General features: G+C 44.0%; 18 protein-coding genes. All 18 read right to left on the reverse strand.

All coding sequences use genetic code 11. The features are described 5' to 3' along the window. Positions 1 to 113: 113 nt before the first annotated feature. The gene (gene ndk / locus CRO17_RS08290) at positions 114 to 563 is read right to left on the reverse strand and encodes a nucleoside-diphosphate kinase (protein WP_097041152.1); all 450 of its coding nucleotides are present in this window, start codon (positions 561 to 563) and stop codon (positions 114 to 116) included. A gap of 62 nt (positions 564 to 625) precedes the next feature. Continuing rightward, positions 626 to 1,597 carry a heptaprenyl diphosphate synthase component II gene (gene hepT / locus CRO17_RS08295; protein ID WP_179636923.1) on the reverse strand — a complete coding sequence of 324 codons (972 nt, stop codon included), beginning with the start codon at positions 1,595 to 1,597 and terminating at the stop codon, positions 626 to 628. Positions 1,598 to 1,634: 37 nt separating this feature from the next. After that, entirely contained in the window at positions 1,635 to 2,354 is a 720-nt protein-coding gene (gene menG, locus CRO17_RS08300; protein ID WP_097041154.1) for a demethylmenaquinone methyltransferase, read from the reverse strand. Between the two features lie 2 nt (positions 2,355 to 2,356). Further along, positions 2,357 to 3,139 (reverse strand): heptaprenyl diphosphate synthase component 1, encoded by a 783-nt coding sequence (locus tag CRO17_RS08305; RefSeq protein WP_179636925.1) that lies wholly within the window; start codon positions 3,137 to 3,139, stop codon positions 2,357 to 2,359. Positions 3,140 to 3,289: 150 nt separating this feature from the next. After that, complete coding sequence (locus CRO17_RS08310; RefSeq protein WP_077308964.1) at positions 3,290 to 3,562, reverse strand: HU family DNA-binding protein; 273 nt, start codon at positions 3,560 to 3,562, stop codon at positions 3,290 to 3,292. 222 nt (positions 3,563 to 3,784) lie between these two features. Next, the gene (spoIVA, locus tag CRO17_RS08315; protein ID WP_097041158.1) at positions 3,785 to 5,263 is read right to left on the reverse strand and encodes a stage IV sporulation protein A; all 1,479 of its coding nucleotides are present in this window, start codon (positions 5,261 to 5,263) and stop codon (positions 3,785 to 3,787) included. Between the two features lie 340 nt (positions 5,264 to 5,603). Beyond that, complete coding sequence (locus tag CRO17_RS08320) at positions 5,604 to 5,864, reverse strand: stage VI sporulation protein F (RefSeq protein ID WP_097041159.1); 261 nt, start codon at positions 5,862 to 5,864, stop codon at positions 5,604 to 5,606. Between the two features lie 57 nt (positions 5,865 to 5,921). Then, entirely contained in the window at positions 5,922 to 6,956 is a 1,035-nt protein-coding gene (locus tag CRO17_RS08325) for an NAD(P)H-dependent glycerol-3-phosphate dehydrogenase (protein WP_097041161.1), read from the reverse strand. Positions 6,957 to 6,975: 19 nt separating this feature from the next. Beyond that, positions 6,976 to 8,286, reverse strand: coding sequence for a ribosome biogenesis GTPase Der (gene der / locus CRO17_RS08330; protein WP_097041163.1), 1,311 nt, complete (start codon positions 8,284 to 8,286; stop codon positions 6,976 to 6,978). Positions 8,287 to 8,391: 105 nt separating this feature from the next. Beyond that, entirely contained in the window at positions 8,392 to 8,982 is a 591-nt protein-coding gene (locus CRO17_RS08335; RefSeq protein WP_097041165.1) for a YphA family membrane protein, read from the reverse strand. Positions 8,983 to 9,080: 98 nt separating this feature from the next. After that, positions 9,081 to 10,226, reverse strand: a complete 1,146-nt coding sequence (gene rpsA, locus CRO17_RS08340; protein ID WP_097041167.1) for a 30S ribosomal protein S1 — start codon at positions 10,224 to 10,226, stop codon at positions 9,081 to 9,083. Positions 10,227 to 10,334: 108 nt separating this feature from the next. Next, entirely contained in the window at positions 10,335 to 10,919 is a 585-nt protein-coding gene (locus CRO17_RS08345; RefSeq protein ID WP_097041169.1) for a lysophospholipid acyltransferase family protein, read from the reverse strand. Between the two features lie 12 nt (positions 10,920 to 10,931). Continuing rightward, positions 10,932 to 11,612: a (d)CMP kinase gene (gene cmk, locus CRO17_RS08350; RefSeq protein ID WP_097041171.1), complete on the reverse strand. Its 681-nt coding sequence runs from the start codon at positions 11,610 to 11,612 to the stop codon at positions 10,932 to 10,934. Between the two features lie 84 nt (positions 11,613 to 11,696). Next, positions 11,697 to 12,371, reverse strand: coding sequence for a flagellar brake protein (locus CRO17_RS08355; protein WP_097041173.1), 675 nt, complete (start codon positions 12,369 to 12,371; stop codon positions 11,697 to 11,699). An 85-nt stretch (positions 12,372 to 12,456) separates the two neighbouring features. Continuing rightward, positions 12,457 to 13,806, reverse strand: a complete 1,350-nt coding sequence (gene ypeB / locus CRO17_RS08360; RefSeq protein WP_097041175.1) for a germination protein YpeB — start codon at positions 13,804 to 13,806, stop codon at positions 12,457 to 12,459. 15 nt (positions 13,807 to 13,821) lie between these two features. Continuing rightward, the gene (gene sleB, locus CRO17_RS08365; RefSeq protein ID WP_097041967.1) at positions 13,822 to 14,607 is read right to left on the reverse strand and encodes a spore cortex-lytic enzyme; all 786 of its coding nucleotides are present in this window, start codon (positions 14,605 to 14,607) and stop codon (positions 13,822 to 13,824) included. 162 nt (positions 14,608 to 14,769) lie between these two features. After that, entirely contained in the window at positions 14,770 to 15,441 is a 672-nt protein-coding gene (gene prsW, locus CRO17_RS08370; protein WP_097041178.1) for a glutamic-type intramembrane protease PrsW, read from the reverse strand. Positions 15,442 to 15,541: 100 nt separating this feature from the next. Continuing rightward, a complete protein-coding gene (locus CRO17_RS08375) occupies positions 15,542 to 16,501 on the reverse strand; it encodes an asparaginase (RefSeq protein WP_097041179.1) in 960 nt (319 codons plus the stop codon). Positions 16,502 to 16,509: the final 8 nt, after the last annotated feature.

Raw genomic sequence — 16,509 nt, forward strand, 5'->3', positions numbered from 1 at the left:
ACACTTTCAAAATTTAACCCGTCACATAAAAAATCCGAACTGAAAATAAACTCTTATTCAAGAATTCATTATAGTTCGGATTTTATTTCCAGCTAGATACTTAGCTGTATTGATTATTCATAAAGCCATTTTGCTGTAACTTGTTCGTAACTGAGCAGTTCATCTGCATCAAACATATTTGCGATTTCACGTTCTGCACTTTCTGCACTGTCGGAACCATGGATAATATTGCGACTCATTTCCATAGCATAGTCTCCTCTGATTGTACCCGGTGCTGCCTCTGTCGGTTTGGTCGCGCCAATCATGCTGCGAGTAAGTGCAATAGCATCTTTGCCTTCCCAAACCATAGCAAATACTGGTCCTGATGTTATGTAACGAATTAGCGAACCGAAAAAAGGTTTGCTTTCATGTTCTATATAATGTGTTTTAGCTTGCTCTTCTGATACTACCATCATCTTACCAGCACAAAGCTTGAGACCCTTCTTTTCGAATCTCGTTACTATCTCACCAATTAGTCCGCGTTGAATGCCATCCGGCTTTACCATCAAAAATGTTTTCTCCATTATGCAGCTGCTCCTTTTCGTGTACTTGCTGTCATCATATCAAATATGTAAGCGTTTTACAATCAGGAGCTGCGCTTCCCAATATGTCTCGCAATCTGTTTTAACGTATTACGATCTCTAGTAGGCGGCAGCTTGTCCAATTCTTGATATGCTTTCTGCAAGTAACGATCACTCATTGCTAACGAACGTTCAATGGCATCTGACGATTTGATATGCTGAATGAATGGCTGCAGTTTTTCCTGATTCAACTGCTCCGGATCACGAAATGCTTTCATAAGACGTTCTCTGAAAGCATCATCTTCGCAGGCTAATAAAGCAGGCAATGTCATATTCCCCTGCAGCAGATCGCCTCCGGCTGGTTTCCCCAGATCTGCTTCTGATGCAGTGAAGTCAAGCACATCGTCGATGATTTGGTAGCTCATCCCAACATAATAGCCGTAACGATACAATGCCCGTTCATAAGCAAGCGGAGCTCCAGATGCTATTGCACCAATACGGGAACTTGCTGCAATTAGGATAGCAGTCTTACGCCGTATGCGACGCAGATAATCTTTAACATGCTGTTCAATGCGATATTTATCTCTTATTTGTTCCACTTCGCCTATACAAAGCTCCACAATCGTTTGTGAAAGAATCTGATGCGCGCGAGGTTCTTTTAGGTTGGACAAGTATTCCAAAGACCGTGCAAAGATGTAGTCACCTGCATACATAGCTACTTTATTATCCCATTTCGCTTTTACGGTTGGTTTTCCGCGCCGAAGCTCCGCGTCATCAATAACATCATCATGTACGAGCGAAGCCATATGAATCAGCTCAAGTGTTACGGCTACTGTTTGAATACGCGGCAGTTCGTAAGTGCCAAACTTCCCGCTCAGTAAGACAAACACTGGGCGGATTCGTTTGCCGCCGGCACGCAAAAGCTGTACCGACGCATCCTCCAGGACCGGATGCTCTGCGCGGATTATATCAGTCATTGCATCCTCGATCTTGTCCAGGTCCTTCTTTAAATATGAGTAAATCATCGGTAATTTCAATTCACGTCACCTTCATCCGTTCAAGACTGCTGCCAGCTTAGCCTTTCATTGCTGGCTTCTCCCCCATATGCATAGCGGCTACGCCGCCTGTATATGTCTTAATCTTTACATTGGTCAGCCCAGCTTGCTGGAATAAACTCCGAAGTTCTTTCTTCCCAGGAAAGTCTTTCGCAGATTCTTGCAGCCAGCTGTATTCATCATAACTTTTAGCCAAAAGTTTTCCTAAGACTGGCATGATTCGCTTGAAATAAAAATAGTACACTTGTTTGAAGCCTATTGCAGTAGGCTGCGATGTTTCAAGACATACCACTTTACCGCCAGGCTTTACAACACGATACATTTCTTTCAGCACTTGCAAATAGTCAGGGACATTCCGCAGGCCAAAACCAATTGTCACAAAGTCAAACGTATTATCCTCAAAGGGAAGTTCCATTGCATTTCCCCAAGTAAACGTTAATTGTTCATGCGGCTTATCTTCTATCTTTTTCTCTGCTACCGACAGCATGTTCTTACTGAAATCAAGTCCAGTTACACGTCCTGTCGGTCCAACAGCTTTTGCAAGCGCAAATGACCAGTCTCCGGTGCCGCAGCATACATCAAGCGCTGCATCTCCGGGCTGTACATTCATCTTCTTCATGACACTTCGTCTCCAAGCTCGGTGGCGCCTGAAGGAAATGACAGAATTCATAAAATCATAGCGGTCGTATATTTTCTCGAAAACGTGGTGTACACGCTGTTCTTTCGTCTCTTGTGCCATAATTACCCTTCTTCCAGATATAACTCCTCCTGCCGTTTTCCCTGAAGCAAAAGTTTGCGAGCTGCAGCTGCATAAACTTGCGGCATTGTGCGGAGGTTCCGCGTCAGTCTCGCGCTCGCTTCCTCCAGCTCTTGATTGATTGCTTCGGTGACGGTCAGGGTGCTCTGATTTTGTTCTAAGATTATGCCTAGTCTTATGGTGATCGGCGTCGGCTCATTCATAAATGCTTCTTGGTTCAGCCTGCTGATAATAAAGTAATCAACGAGCGGTTCCAATTCCTTTGTTTTTATGAATGGTGATGCGGCAGCATAAAATAATGTGCTTTCCATTCGGCGAAGAATATGGAAAAACTCAGCAGCAGAAGCGGTATCATAATAAAGTACCATCTTCTGCTCATTAATTTCTTTAATCGCAGTTGCTAATAGAGCGACCATATCAATATCTTCAAGTTCAGCTAATATTTTATAGTAGAGCGCACTGTAATAAGTGCCTGCCAGCACGGTCAGCTGTCTGTCTACTCTTTCATCTGCTGTCTCATCAGCCTTCGTCTTCCGGATTACGAGGTCATGTGTATCCAGCGCAATCTGGATCAGCATAATCGTGACGATATAGTCTGTCTGCTGCTTATCGGGCAGGTTAGCTTGACCAAATAGTGTCTGCAGCAGCAGCAGCTTGTAGTCATCTACGTATGGTATATCCAAATTCTCGTCAAGATAAGCCTGCTGCATGCGATTCTCTATTTTTTTTCGTAGTGTATGTAATTCTTCCATGGATGCATAGGACAAAACAATCACCTGCGCCCTTTTTCGTATTTCAAACTGTATAAGAAGTATTATAGCATAGCAAGGTATGATTCGTCTTGTCTGCCATCTTGCCATAGAAAAATGAGGGACACCTGATAGAATCAGGTATCCCTCATTTTAGCCCATATGTAATTACTTCAAGACATCCTTAAGGGCTTTTCCGGCTTTGAACGCTGGCACTTTGCTAGCTGGGATTTCGATTTCTTTCCCAGTCTGCGGGTTACGGCCTTTACGTGCAGCACGCTCGCGTACTTCAAAGTTACCGAAACCGATCAATTGCACTTTGTCACCTTGTTTCAAAGAATCCATAATTGAATCGAAAACTGCATCAACAGCATTCGTAGCATCCTTTTTGGAAAGATCGCTTTTCTCAGCAACAGTATTGATTAGATCTGTTTTATTCATCATTACACCTCCCTGGCATTACCTTGAACAATAAGCAATAGCATGTGCTATCATTTGTTCACTAAGACGACAGGTTTTATACCTATCTATACCGCTCACTTTGCGATATCAACGCTTATCATATACGACTTAGCATCATATTTCAACAATAAACGCCAGAATTCCTTAAATTTATCGTTTCACGGGCTTTTTTCACAAAAAAATAAAGCGGCTCATTGCCGCTCATAGAATGATCGCAATAAGACCGCCTGACCCTTCGTTGATAATTCGCTCCAACGTCTCTTTAAGTTTATATCTGGCATTTTCCGGCATCAGCGAGATTTTTCCTTGAATCCCTTCTCGTACGATAGAGTTGAGGGAGCGGCCGAAAATATCTGAATCCCAGATGGACAGCGGATCTTCCTCAAAGTCTTGCATCAAGTATCGAACGAGCTCCTCGCTCTGTTTCTCTGTACCGATAATTGGCGCAAACTCGGAATGAACATCGACTTTAATCATATGGATACTCGGTGCGACAGCTTTCAGACGAACACCGAAGCGTGAGCCTTGGCGGATGATTTCCGGTTCATCCAGCGCCATATCCTGCAAACTCGGCGCTGCAATCCCATAGCCAGTTTGTTTTACCATATGAAGCGCATCAGACACTTGATCATATTCCCGTTTGGCATGGGAGAAATCCTGCATCAGCTGCAGCAGATGATCCTTCCCGCGAATCTCTTCGCCGACAATTTCTTTGAGCACTTGATCATATAGCGCATCCGGAGCATGTAAGTCAATCTCAGCAACACCTTCGCCCAGCTCCATCCCGGCAAGATTTGCTCTTGCGATATAATCGTATTCATCAAAATAACTTACAACGCGGTCAACATCACGAAGACGTTTTATATCTTTTACTGTTTCCTGAATGGCTGCCTGGTAGTTCGAGCGAAGCCAATGATCTTCCTTGAGTACCATCACCCAGCTTGGCAAGTTTACGTTCACTTCAAGCACTGGAAACTCATACAATGACTCCCGCAGTACGCTGTATACGTCATGCTCTGTCATGCTCTCGACACTCATCGCCAGTACAGGGATATCATATTTCTCAATCAATTCCTGGCGAAGCAGCTCTGTATTTTGGTTATGAGGCGTAACAGAATTGATTACCATGATAAATGGCTTGCCGACTTCCTTTAACTCCGATACAACGCGTTCTTCCGGCTCCACGTAATCTTTACGCGGAATCTCACCGATTGAGCCATCTGTTGTCACAACAACACCAATTGTACTATGTTCTTGAATCACCTTACGAGTGCCAATTTCTGCAGCATCATGGAATGGAATCGGTTCTTCATACCATGGCGTATTAATCATTCGCGGTCCGTTTTCATCTTCGAATCCTTTTGCACCTTCGACTGTATATCCGACACAGTCTACAACACGTACGCTTACTTCCAATCCTTCATCCACTTGCAGCGACACAGCGTTATTCGGAACGAATTTAGGCTCTGTTGTCATAATTGTCCGGCCGGCTGCGCTTTGAGGCAGTTCATCCTGGGCACGAGCTCTCTCCGCTTCATCCTCCATATTAGGCAGGACAACTAATTCCATGAATTTCTTAATAAATGTCGATTTTCCCGTTCGGACAGCCCCTACCACCCCAAGGTAGATATCGCCGTTTGTCCGTTTCGAGATATCTTTAAAAATATCTACTCTTTCCAAAAGATCCCCTCCCGATCTAATTCGATGCATGGACAGTCTTAGCTACATACACTAGCAGTTTATGATGTTGTCCTATCCAAATATGCTAGAAATAATGGATTCCTTGCCTGCGGGCATCAAGGGCTAATTTTTGCAGGAAAGGACGAACAGCATATTGCCCTCTGCCGATAATCTATGCGCGGAGATTGAGAATCATACCCATAAAAAAAAGAAGAAGCAGAAAGCTTCTTCTCAAAAGAGACTAAATATACCTAAGGCAACCTAGAAAAATATGCTGGTGCGAGTTATTTTATGCGTAAAGGGCGAGGGATGGTAAGTTGTTCTGCCCATTTCACGCTTCTTAGTTTTTGAAAAACTTACTTAGCGTGTTCATATCCGCTGGCATGTTATTTCCGACAATCGCTTTGACGATTTTATCTTCTTTTTCTTGTGTCAGCGGTTTGCCTGCCATCGCTGCCAGCTGCTTTACCAGACCGCGAACAGTTGCTTCATCTTGGAAATTCGCACTTTTAACAGAGTTTGCCACCTTATAGATATCATCAGCCTTGACATTAGATTTCTTTTGGATCTGATCGATCAAGTTTTTCTGAAAGTCCGCCACATTAATTCCTCCTTGCAGTTTAACTACGAAACAGTATATGCAAGAAGTGAAAAAAGGTTAGCGGGTATTCAATACATCTTGAAGATCGTTCATTTCATGCTTCGGCAGTCTTGTCATCAATTGATCAACAATATCCTTTGCCTTCGCACCATGGAAAAGGACTTGGTTAATACCTTGCGTAATCGGCATATCCACACCAGCCTGCTGGGCAAGCTCGGCAACCGCTTCTGTCGTTCGCACACCTTCGACAGCCATTCCCATTTGGTCCAATGCTTCCTCCAGGGTCATTCCCTTACCAAGCATATTTCCGGTGCGCCAGTTGCGGCTGTGCACACTCGTGCACGTTACAATCAAATCTCCCATTCCGGATAATCCGATAAATGTAAGCGGATTGGCTCCGAGTTTCGTACCCAGACGTGCAATTTCTGCTAGTCCGCGTGTGATCAATGCTGCCTTTGCATTATCTCCGTATCCAAGACCATCCGAAATACCTGCGCCTAATGCGATGATATTTTTAAGAGAACCACCAAATTCTACTCCTACCATGTCGGTAATCGTATATACCCTGAAATTCTCGTTCATGAAGAGTTCTTGTATCTTCTGAGCTTCTTCCATATCAACAGAAGATGCACTAAGCGTCGTGGGCTGCCGTTTGGCAACTTCCTCAGCATGGCTTGGACCAGACAGAACGACAACAGGACGGTGATCCACTCCCTGTAATTCCTCTTCTATCATTTCAGATACCCGCTTGCTTGTCTTGGGTTCGATTCCCTTCGTTGCGTGAGCAATAACAGCATCAGCTGGTAGATGAGCAGCAAGTTTTGCTGTCACTTCCCGTATTGCTTTTGCAGGAACGACGAAGATAACTGCCGCTGTATCGCGTACAGCATCCTCCATCGATTCATAAACAGTAATACCTCCAGGCAGTACTATGCCCGGAAGGTATTTCTCATTCTGATGTGATACGTTCATGCTAGCAACTTGATTAGAATTATGCGACCAGAGCCTCACGTTATGACCATTATCTGCTAAGACCATGGCAAGGGCAGTTCCCCAGCTGCCAGCTCCGAGTACTGCTATCTGTTTCGGCATAAATATCCTCCTCTTTCGATTAAGATCTCCTTCTTGGGAAAATCTTGATTGGCGTTCCTGTGAAACCGAATGCTTCTCTGATTCGATTTTCTAAGAAACGGACATAAGAGAAGTGCATTAGTTCCGGATCGTTTACGAATACAGCAAAAGCTGGCGGCTTGACGGCTACTTGCGTCGCATAAAGCACTTTCAAGCGCTGGCCTTTGTATGTCGGTGCCGGATTCATTGCCAAAGCATCCATAATGACATCATTCAGAACGTTTGTCTGAATGCGTTTCGCGTGATTCTCACTCGCTGTCAGAATAGCAGGCAAGAGTGTATGAATACGCTTTTTCGTTTTGGCAGACAAGAAAACAATTGGAGCATAGTCGAGATAAAGGAAGTGCGCTCTGATCTCGTCTGTGAATTCCTTCATTTTCTTTTCATCTGACTCGACTGTATCCCATTTATTCACAACGATAACAATCGCTTTACCTGCATCGTGTGCATATCCTGCGATTTTTTTGTCTTGCTCAATAATGCCTTCTTCTGCATTGATTAGCACAAGGACGACGTCCGACCGCTCAATTGCCTTCAAAGCTCGCAATATGCTGTATTTCTCGGTCGTTTCATATACTTTTCCTCGTTTACGCATACCGGCTGTATCGATAATCACAAAGTCTTGGTCTTCACGTGTAAAGGTGGAGTCAACTGCATCACGGGTCGTTCCCGCCACGTCACTAACGATTACACGATCTTGATTAAGCAGCGCATTCACAAGCGATGACTTACCAACGTTCGGACGGCCAATCAAGCTGAAATGAATTGTTTCTTCATCTTCCACCATTTCAGCGCGTTCTGGGAAGTGTCCAACGACAGCATCCAGCAAATCACCAAGCCCTAAGCCGTGCGTTCCGGATATTGGAAATGGTTCCCCGAACCCTAAGCTGTAAAACTCATAAATCTGGTCGCGCATTTCTGGGTTGTCCACTTTATTAACTGCCAGTACAACTGGTTTGTTGGAACGGAAGAGAATTTTTGCTACTTCTTCATCTGCTCCTGTAATTCCTTCGCGTCCATTTACCATGAACACAATGACATCCGCTTCCTGAATAGCAAGCTCTGCCTGTTCTCTGATTTCTACTAAGAACGGCGCATCACCAATCTCGATACCGCCTGTGTCGATTATGTTAAACGGCTGGTTCAGCCATTCCGCTTCTGTGTAGATTCTGTCACGTGTCACACCTGGGGTATCTTCTACAATTGAGATCCTTTCCCCTGCAAGACGGTTGAATATCGTTGATTTTCCTACGTTTGGTCTGCCTACGATGGCAACTACTGATTTCCTCATGAAAGGAACATCCTTTCCTACTTTCCTTTATATGCTGGTTCTCCACATGCAACCTAACTGTTTTATTCTAGCAAAAGCAACATGTGGAAACAATCTTTTTCGACATCAACTGCTGCTGCCAGCTGTCCATTTCGACTTTTTTCGCAAATAATGTCTTAATTTATAGAGAAGCTGGGCGCCAATTAGAAGCAGCATTGTCACGCCTAGGACATCCATAGCTTTGAAATTCCCTGCTTCTTGGTACAGACCATACACATCCAATAAAAACAAATAGACGACTTCTCCGACTGCGAAGCCGACACAGATAATTCCGATTTGCAAATACATATCTCTGGTCAGATAGAAAGCGAGTGCAAACAGGAGCAGCGCAAATAACAACGTTCGCGGTAAAAGCAGCGCTACTGGGTTTGTCAGTTCCCATAGAAGTAAACCAGCATAGCCGATTCCAATACAAATACTGCCGAACGTACCGCGTCCGACACGCTTGCTGGAAAAAATAAATAAATAGCCAATAACAGCCAGCAAAAATACAGTTGCAAATATACGATGACCAGCAAGGTCTACAGAAAACCCAGAAACACAAATCGTAAGCAGAATGGCTAGAGCAAATAAAGTCCGCGCGAGTGAGTGCTGCATAAAAAAGGTCACGAGAACCCAACTGATCCAGCATGCCCAATAAAAATAAAAGCCGTCCATCTTCACGCCTCCTTCTATCTGCATTATGACTAGTAAAAAGAAAAACTATACGCTAACACACAAAAAAACACGACAGCCTAGGCTGTCGTGTTTTTCACTTATTGCTTGTACTTATTTAATTTATCACCGAGGATATCGCCAAGCTGGAAGCCAGAATGCTCTTCTTCCTTCTCGTATTCCTTGATGACAGCGTTGTTTTCATCTTGTTCCAATTCCTTGATGCTCAAGCTCATGCGTTTCTCAGCTTCGTTTACATCAAGCACTTTTACTTGTACTTGCTGACCTGGCTCAAGCACTTCCTGCGGCGTACCAATATGACGGTTCGCAATTTGGGAAATGTGGACAAGCCCTTCGATGCCAGGGAACACTTCAACGAATGCACCAAAGCTGACAAGACGCTTCACTTCGCCATCCAGAACGTCACCTGCTTTTGCACGTTCTCCGATATTTTCCCACGGACCAGCAAGTGTCTCTTTCAAGGATAAGCTGATTCGCTCGTTTTCTTTATCCACGCCAAGTACTTTTACTTTAATCTCCTGACCTTCTGTTACTACATCAGATGCTTTTTCGACATGCTCATGAGAAAGCTGGGAGATGTGTACTAAACCATCGATGCCTCCGCCAATACCGACGAATACACCAAAATCAGTTAAACGCTGTACCGTACCGTCAATCACTTGACCTGCTTCCAGGCTATCTAGTACATCCTGTTTCTTGGAAGATTCTTCTTCTTCCACAACTGCACGGTGAGAAAGGATCACACGGTTCTGTTCGCGATCCAGCTCTACTACTTTCAGCGTAAGCGGTTTTCCTTTGTATTCGTCGAACTCTTCGACAAAGTATGTTTCCACAAGGGAAGCAGGGATGAATCCGCGCAGACCGACGTCTACAACAAGACCGCCTTTTACGACTTCTTTCACTTCTGCTTCAAAGACCTCGCCGGACTCGAATTTCGCTTCCAAATCGTCCCAAGCAAGTTCAGCAGTTACTGCTCGCTTGGAAAGAACGACTTCCTCATCGTCTACTTTTTTCACTTTTAGTGTCAACTCTTCACCTTCGCTCACTGCATCAGCAGCATGCTCTACATGAAGACTGGATAATTCGCTGATCGGCAGGATACCTTCCACTTTGTAGCCAATGTCTACCAAAGCTTGTTTATCTTCTACTTTTACCACTTTACCGGTTACAGTATCGCCTACAGACAATTCTTTGAAATCCGTAGCTTGCTCATTCATTTCATCCATCAAAGAGACCTCCTTCAGTTTACGAGAAAAAACTTAAGTAAAAAAACATAGAAATGTCCTTTTTTCTAACTTCTAACATTTGAGGATATTTGTCAAGCGATAGGGTCTCTATCCGACATGCTCATTTATTAGAAGTTGAATCTCATCCATGATTACTTGTGACACTTCCTTGGCCGGCGCTTTTCTTTCGCGCAGCTCCTCCATGTCAATCGGCGGACCATAGATGACCTTTAATGGCTTTACCCCTTTATAAGAGCCGATAATCGCACATGGAACAACTTTTGCTTCTGAACGCATGGCAAAAAAACCAATACCAGGGAGCGGCTCGCCAAGCTTTCCGTCCTTACTTCGTGTTCCCTCTGGAAACAGGCCCATCGTCTTGCCTTCTGCGAGTAAATCCAATCCGACTCGCAAAGCTGACCGGTCCTGCATTCCGCGCTTGACTGGGAACACATTTAAATTTTTCATAAGCCATCCAAGCGGCTTGAACTTAAACAATTCGCTTTTCCCCATGAATGCAATGTCACGCGGACAAGTGATGCCAAGGACAGGCGGATCAAAATTTGAAATATGGTTGGAACAGACGAGCACTGGACCTTCTTTCGGAACATGTTCCTTCCCATATACTTTGATGCGAAATACGGGATAAAGGACCGTGCTGACTACCATTTTGCCAAAGGTGTATAATGACATAATATTCTCTCCTTATCGCCCGATTGCTTCATGTACGACAGCAAGAATCTTATCCACTACACCGTCGATTGATAAGGCCGTCGTATCAATCTCCACAGCATCTTCTGCCTTGACAAGCGGTGATGCTTCTCTTTCAGAATCAAGCTTATCCCGCAGACGAATATCCTCTTTCAGCTGTTCTAAATCAGCTTCATATCCTTTAGAAATGTTTTCTTTATAACGGCGCTCTGCCCGTTCATCAACGGAAGCAACCATAAAGATTTTGACTTCTGCGTCTGGAAGGACACGTGTGCCGATATCCCGGCCATCCATCACGATGCCATTGTTTGCAGCCAGCTTTTTCTGACGTTTAACCATTTCTTCTCGGACTAACGCGTGCTTTGCCGCGATAGATACATGGTTTGTCACTTCATTGGTGCGAATAGCTTCTGTTACATCTTTGTCATTAACGAATACTTTCTGTCCATCTTCATGCTGCATTAACACAATATCAATGCTTTGAAGCAAACTTAGCAGGGCATTCTCTGATTCCAGGTCAGCACCAGCTTCCAATGCGGTAAGCGTAAGTGCACGATACATAGCTCCAGTATCTACATAAACAAATTGCAGCTTTTTAGCAACCAGCTTGGATACTGTACTTTTGCCTGCAGCAGCAGGTCCATCAATTGCAATAGCGATCGTTTTCGAATTCATTTCATTCAATCCTTTTTCTCTACATAATCATAAATTAAACCTCATAAAGCATATCATAGGTTGCCGTCTTGGTCTATTTGAAGTCTACCTGATCCGCAATCCTTTTTTGCGCTGTTCCCGCTGCCGTTCAAAGCAAAATCGAATGATTGCTTGTCTGTCTCGCTCATGAATTTCAAGGAATTCAATACTCGCAGTATTCTTCCCGCTTCTCTCATTTTTGACGATACGTACAATACTCCCTGTTGCCTCAAGAAAACCAGGACCGCTTTTTTGCAGATAATACGCTATATAAAGTTTTACCTGCATTCCTTCTGTAAATGCATGCTTTTCAGGCAGCAGCAGCGAAAGACCGCCGCCGCTTATATCAACCGTTACAGAAGAGATTGGCGGGACATCTGTTTGTGCATCATACATCGCAACATCCGCGCTCGTCTGAATGCGGACATACTGCCGTCTCTGGATTTTTGTGACGTCTTCCTGCTTTGGCATACGCAATTTTAAAGATGGTACTGTCAGTATTGCTCTGCCGATTAAGTCTGTTCTAAAAGTAAAGACACTTTCTCCTTCTGTTACATACATTGCTTTAAAGAATGTTCCAACCGGAAAAATGTCTGTCCGCTTTGTCTGCTCATTAATCGGATAGTCAATATAAATCACACCATCCTTTAATTCAATGACCTTCGCCCGATACCGAATCCATTCTTCTCTATCTGTTTCATTCATTTTTTCTAATACTAAAGTGCTACCTATCTTCAGCAAGCGCCTTGCCCCTTCCCCCTATATCGTTCTTTCTTCCTATTATTGCAAAAAAAATTAAAAAGGGGAAGGCTGATTGCCATTCCCCTCACGTCGTTTGCAGAAATCTTGCCTCAGTTGTCGTTTGTTTCTCAATTTCTTCTTCTTTTCCTGTATTGGCATTTACATAAATTCTGTATGTGTCGTTATTTCTCGTTCCCATAATTTCGTAAACAAGCGTTTCTTCATGTGTATCATTCTCGATTAATGCAAGATGTGTTTCTTGGACTGTAACATTTTTGTTGAGTTTCTCTGCAGCTTCTGTTTTTGTGAGCTTAGGTTTTTCCAGCTGCCGTTCATGATGATTCATGAAATAGTCTCGGGCATTAAGTCCTAAAATGTCGCCATTATCCAAAGCTACTTTGACTTGCACGATATCTGCATAAATTCGTACGTCATCCTGTACTGGGACGAAGAAGAAGATGCCGACAGAATCATATTGACTGCTCTGGACCATTTCCATGTTGGAAAGCTTTTGTTTTTTCAGAAACGCTTCTGCCTTTTGCTGCGCATCATGAAGCCCCAGTTTAGGTTCTTCACGCTCACGCTGCATCATAAGTGTCAGAAGGTGGCCGCCTTTTTGACTAACGTCGGCATAGCCGCTTTCTCCACCTTTTTGGTAAGAAAGGCTATAAAGCGGAACATCCGAGCCCTTGCCTGATTTACCGCCTTCGATTCCGCTAATTGTGTTGAGATTAAAGGCATTTGCAGCTATTTTTTTCGCTTGTTTCTGATTGATACGCTCACCAGTTATGCCTTCGAATTTATGCTCCTCATTCGAGGAAGGCAAAGCGCCGTTGTTGAAATTTTTCTCTTCAGAAAATCCTCCTGTTGTGTCCTCTACTGATTGAAAGCTGCTGATAATCGTATTATCTGAATGATCATACTCGTCATCTGACAGCGCAAGCTCCACATCAGACCAATGCAGATTATTCCCCAGCACTGTATTTTGCACATTACGCAGTTCGTCCTTAATCTGACCAGCCTGATTATGCAGCTTTTCCAGACGCTGCATTTCCTCCTCGGAGAGCGGCTCTTTTTCAAGATCGCGAACAGCTGTCTTGTACGTGAAATCACCGATATTCGTCAGAAACTTTTCTGTCTTCTCAAATGGCAGCAATGCAAGTGGCAGCTGTCCTACATCTGTGTGCGCTTCTGAGGACAGTCGCCATATTTCTGCCAGCTGCGGTGATAGTGAATCTCTCGAGTTCATCGCCAACGTACCGCCAATTTTGTCATGCAATGTATCTATCCGATAGGTCAGCTCATGAAATGATCGCTGATAATTATTTTCCGCCTGCATCTGAATATCGTTTTTTTCCTTGCGTTCATTCATGCCCCAGATCGCTGTTCCTGTCAGCGCCAGAGCGAGTACACCGATTAACACCCATTTATACATTGTTCGCTCTCCTTTCTAGATACAGAAAATATGCTCACCAATTGTTTTAATTTGCTGTCTGGACCAAATCCATGGTGAGGTGGCTGTATTTGGATTAAAGTAATAAATTGCTCCTCCAGAAGGATCCCAGCCATTTATTGCATCTAATACTGCTTGTTTCGCCGATTCATCCGGTGTCAGCCATATTTGTCCATCAGCCACTGCTGTGAAAGCTCTCGGCTCAAAAATAACCCCAGATATCGTATTCGGGAATGAAGGGTCTTCTACGCGGTTTAATATAACTGCAGCTACCGCCACTTTGCCTACATAAGGTTCACCGCGCGCTTCTCCGTTAACAGCGTTGGCTATTAACTTAATATCGTTTTGAGAGTAGCCATTCGGTACATTAACTGCCGAAGTGCTCGGCGCTTTTTCATTTGCACCGCCTCCACCGCTTCCGCCATTGCCGCGTTTTTTCACTTGCTGTTCCTGTGGTTTGCCACCGTAATAAGTAAAGGTATTGCCTTCTTGAATTTGTCGCATAACAAAGGCTTTATCAAATTTCGTATTAGCAGTTAATTTACTTTTTGCCTGCTGCCCTGCAACGCCATCAATCTCCATTCCAAATTCATATTGGAAGTTTCGCAGTGCCCAATAAGTACCCCAGCCGAAAACACCGTCTATTTTGCCATTATAAAAGCCTGCGTACTGCAGTCTTGCCTGCAGTTCCACTACATCATCACCGGTGGCGCCGTGCTGTATCACCTGATCTGAAAATGCGTTTGTCTCGAGCGGCGATACAGCAACAACACTAAACAACATGAAACCGGCACAGATCCATTTACAAAGCCGAATTTTTCTTTGTCTCATTGTTCATTTCCTCCAACCTAAACTTATCTGACTATCAATAGCTTTCTTCCAGCATAGTGAAAATATGCAATCCAGCTAGCAAAAAAAGAGTCAGGCAGTGTTGTCTGCCTGACTCTATAATTTGGTCGTTTGTATGTTTTCAATTGGGTGATTCGTTGCTGCTCTTACCTTCCGCAAACCAATCGTCCATAAAATGATCATGAACGGTACTTGTATGTAAATCCAATGGAACTGCACCACTACCAAGATGTAGTCATAAAATCCATGCAGCAGGAAAGGAATTAGCATCGCAGCCGCTATTCGCAGCCGTGGGTGTTTGCTCCCGAATTTGGCTCTGCCAAGATAATAGCCCATGAGCACGCCGAAAAGTGCATGGGAAGACACAGGAAATAATGCCCTTGTGAAGGCATAGTCAACACCATGAGCAAATAAGTACAATACATTCTCTACCGTTGCGAAGCCTAAACTGATGCTGACGCCATAGATAATGCCATCGTAAACCGAATCCATCTCCGTATGCCGGAACGCTGTATACAGAAATATGAACCATTTAAAAAATTCTTCTAAAAATCCTATCGTAAAGAACGAATAAACGATGGGGGGGGTTCCGATCCCTTCAGCTTGCAATGCATACTGAATAAACATAATCGGGAATACAAGCAAAGCCCCGTAAAGAAACGTCCGCAGTACCATGCTCAGCGGCTCTGGCTCCAAACGATCCTTCAAATAAAAGAAAGTAAGGAGTGCGAGTGCTGGGGCAATCGCAGCGGAAAGAATCGTAAGCATGGTAGCACCTCTTCCAACTAACAATCTGTCTTTATCGTACCATGCTCTTGATTTTTTGGGAATATGCTACTGGAAAGAAAAAGGAAATAGGTCCTCCGGTCTAGAGTAATCTGTCTCTCTGTTCCGAAGCCAATGCAACAGCAAGCTCCATGCGGGCTTTTTTGCTGTCTGAATCTTTGCCGAGCAAAACACCTGACTTATATAAATCATAAGCGCTGCCTTCATAATCATATGTCGTATAGACATTCCCTTCCTCAGAAGCTGTTGTGAGCATCACGGTAATTCCAGCATCCAAGCTGCGAAGGATTTCTTCTTTCATCTTAGGAGCCACTTGACCGCGGCCTACTCCTTCTAATACAATTCCTTGCACACCAGCTTCACGAGCCGCTTTTATAAATTTACCGTCTGCCTGTAAATAACATTTAATAATCTCTACTTGCGGGAGCGGCTTCTGCAGGGCATATGTATTCCGTTTAACAGGTTTTTGATACAGATATACTTTATCGTTATCAATGATACCTAAATAGCCGAATCCAAACGCGTTGAAGCCTTGGATATTTGAAGCATGCTCTTTCTTAACATATTTAGCAGGAAAGATGCGCTCGTTAAAAACAACCACTGTGCCGCAGTCGCGCAACTGTTCGTCGTATGCCGTCAAAACAGCGTGGCGCAAGTTGATGTATACGTCAGAACCTAATTCGTGAATAGCACGCTGAGAGCCTGTAACAACGACTGGGCGAGAATCCTGTATCGTCAAATCTAGGAAATAGGCTGTTTCTTCTAGTGAATCCGTACCATGCGTCACCACAACTCCGCATACTTCCGGATCCTCCATTTGCTGTTCAATCAATTCTTTCAAGTAAACCAAATCTTCAAAAGTGATGTGCATACTCGGTTTTTGGAGCGCATTGACGACAGATACTTCAATATGATCCGGCAATGCAATTTGGCTGCGCAAGTCCTCGCCCGACATTTCACCAGATGCAAGTTTTCCGCTTTCCTCATTCGGTACGCTGGCAATCGTACCACCTGTCGTTACTAAGACAACTTTACCTTTCATTGGACAAA

It is taken from the genome of Terribacillus aidingensis (genome assembly GCF_900215625.1).
Classification (GTDB): domain Bacteria; phylum Bacillota; class Bacilli; order Bacillales; family Amphibacillaceae; genus Terribacillus; species Terribacillus aidingensis.

Excerpts from the sequence above, each read along its gene's own strand:
- ndk (WP_097041152.1), bottom strand. The coding sequence starts at position 563 with ATGGAGAAAACATTTTTGATGGTAAAGCCGGATGGCATTCAACGCGGA.
- menG (WP_097041154.1), bottom strand. The coding sequence starts at position 2,354 with ATGGCACAAGAGACGAAAGAACAGCGTGTACACCACGTTTTCGAGAAA.
- CRO17_RS08310 (WP_077308964.1), bottom strand. The coding sequence starts at position 3,562 with ATGAATAAAACAGATCTAATCAATACTGTTGCTGAGAAAAGCGATCTT.
- CRO17_RS08325 (WP_097041161.1), bottom strand. The coding sequence starts at position 6,956 with ATGCCGAAACAGATAGCAGTACTCGGAGCTGGCAGCTGGGGAACTGCC.
- der (WP_097041163.1), bottom strand. The coding sequence starts at position 8,286 with ATGAGGAAATCAGTAGTTGCCATCGTAGGCAGACCAAACGTAGGAAAA.
- CRO17_RS08335 (WP_097041165.1), bottom strand. The coding sequence starts at position 8,982 with ATGGACGGCTTTTATTTTTATTGGGCATGCTGGATCAGTTGGGTTCTC.
- rpsA (WP_097041167.1), bottom strand. The coding sequence starts at position 10,226 with ATGGATGAAATGAATGAGCAAGCTACGGATTTCAAAGAATTGTCTGTA.
- CRO17_RS08345 (WP_097041169.1), bottom strand. The coding sequence starts at position 10,919 with ATGTCATTATACACCTTTGGCAAAATGGTAGTCAGCACGGTCCTTTAT.
- cmk (WP_097041171.1), bottom strand. The coding sequence starts at position 11,612 with ATGAATTCGAAAACGATCGCTATTGCAATTGATGGACCTGCTGCTGCA.
- ypeB (WP_097041175.1), bottom strand. The coding sequence starts at position 13,806 with ATGTATAAATGGGTGTTAATCGGTGTACTCGCTCTGGCGCTGACAGGA.
- sleB (WP_097041967.1), bottom strand. The coding sequence starts at position 14,607 with ATGTTGTTTAGTGTTGTTGCTGTATCGCCGCTCGAGACAAACGCATTT.
- prsW (WP_097041178.1), bottom strand. The coding sequence starts at position 15,441 with ATGCTTACGATTCTTTCCGCTGCGATTGCCCCAGCACTCGCACTCCTT.
- CRO17_RS08375 (WP_097041179.1), bottom strand. The coding sequence starts at position 16,501 with ATGAAAGGTAAAGTTGTCTTAGTAACGACAGGTGGTACGATTGCCAGC.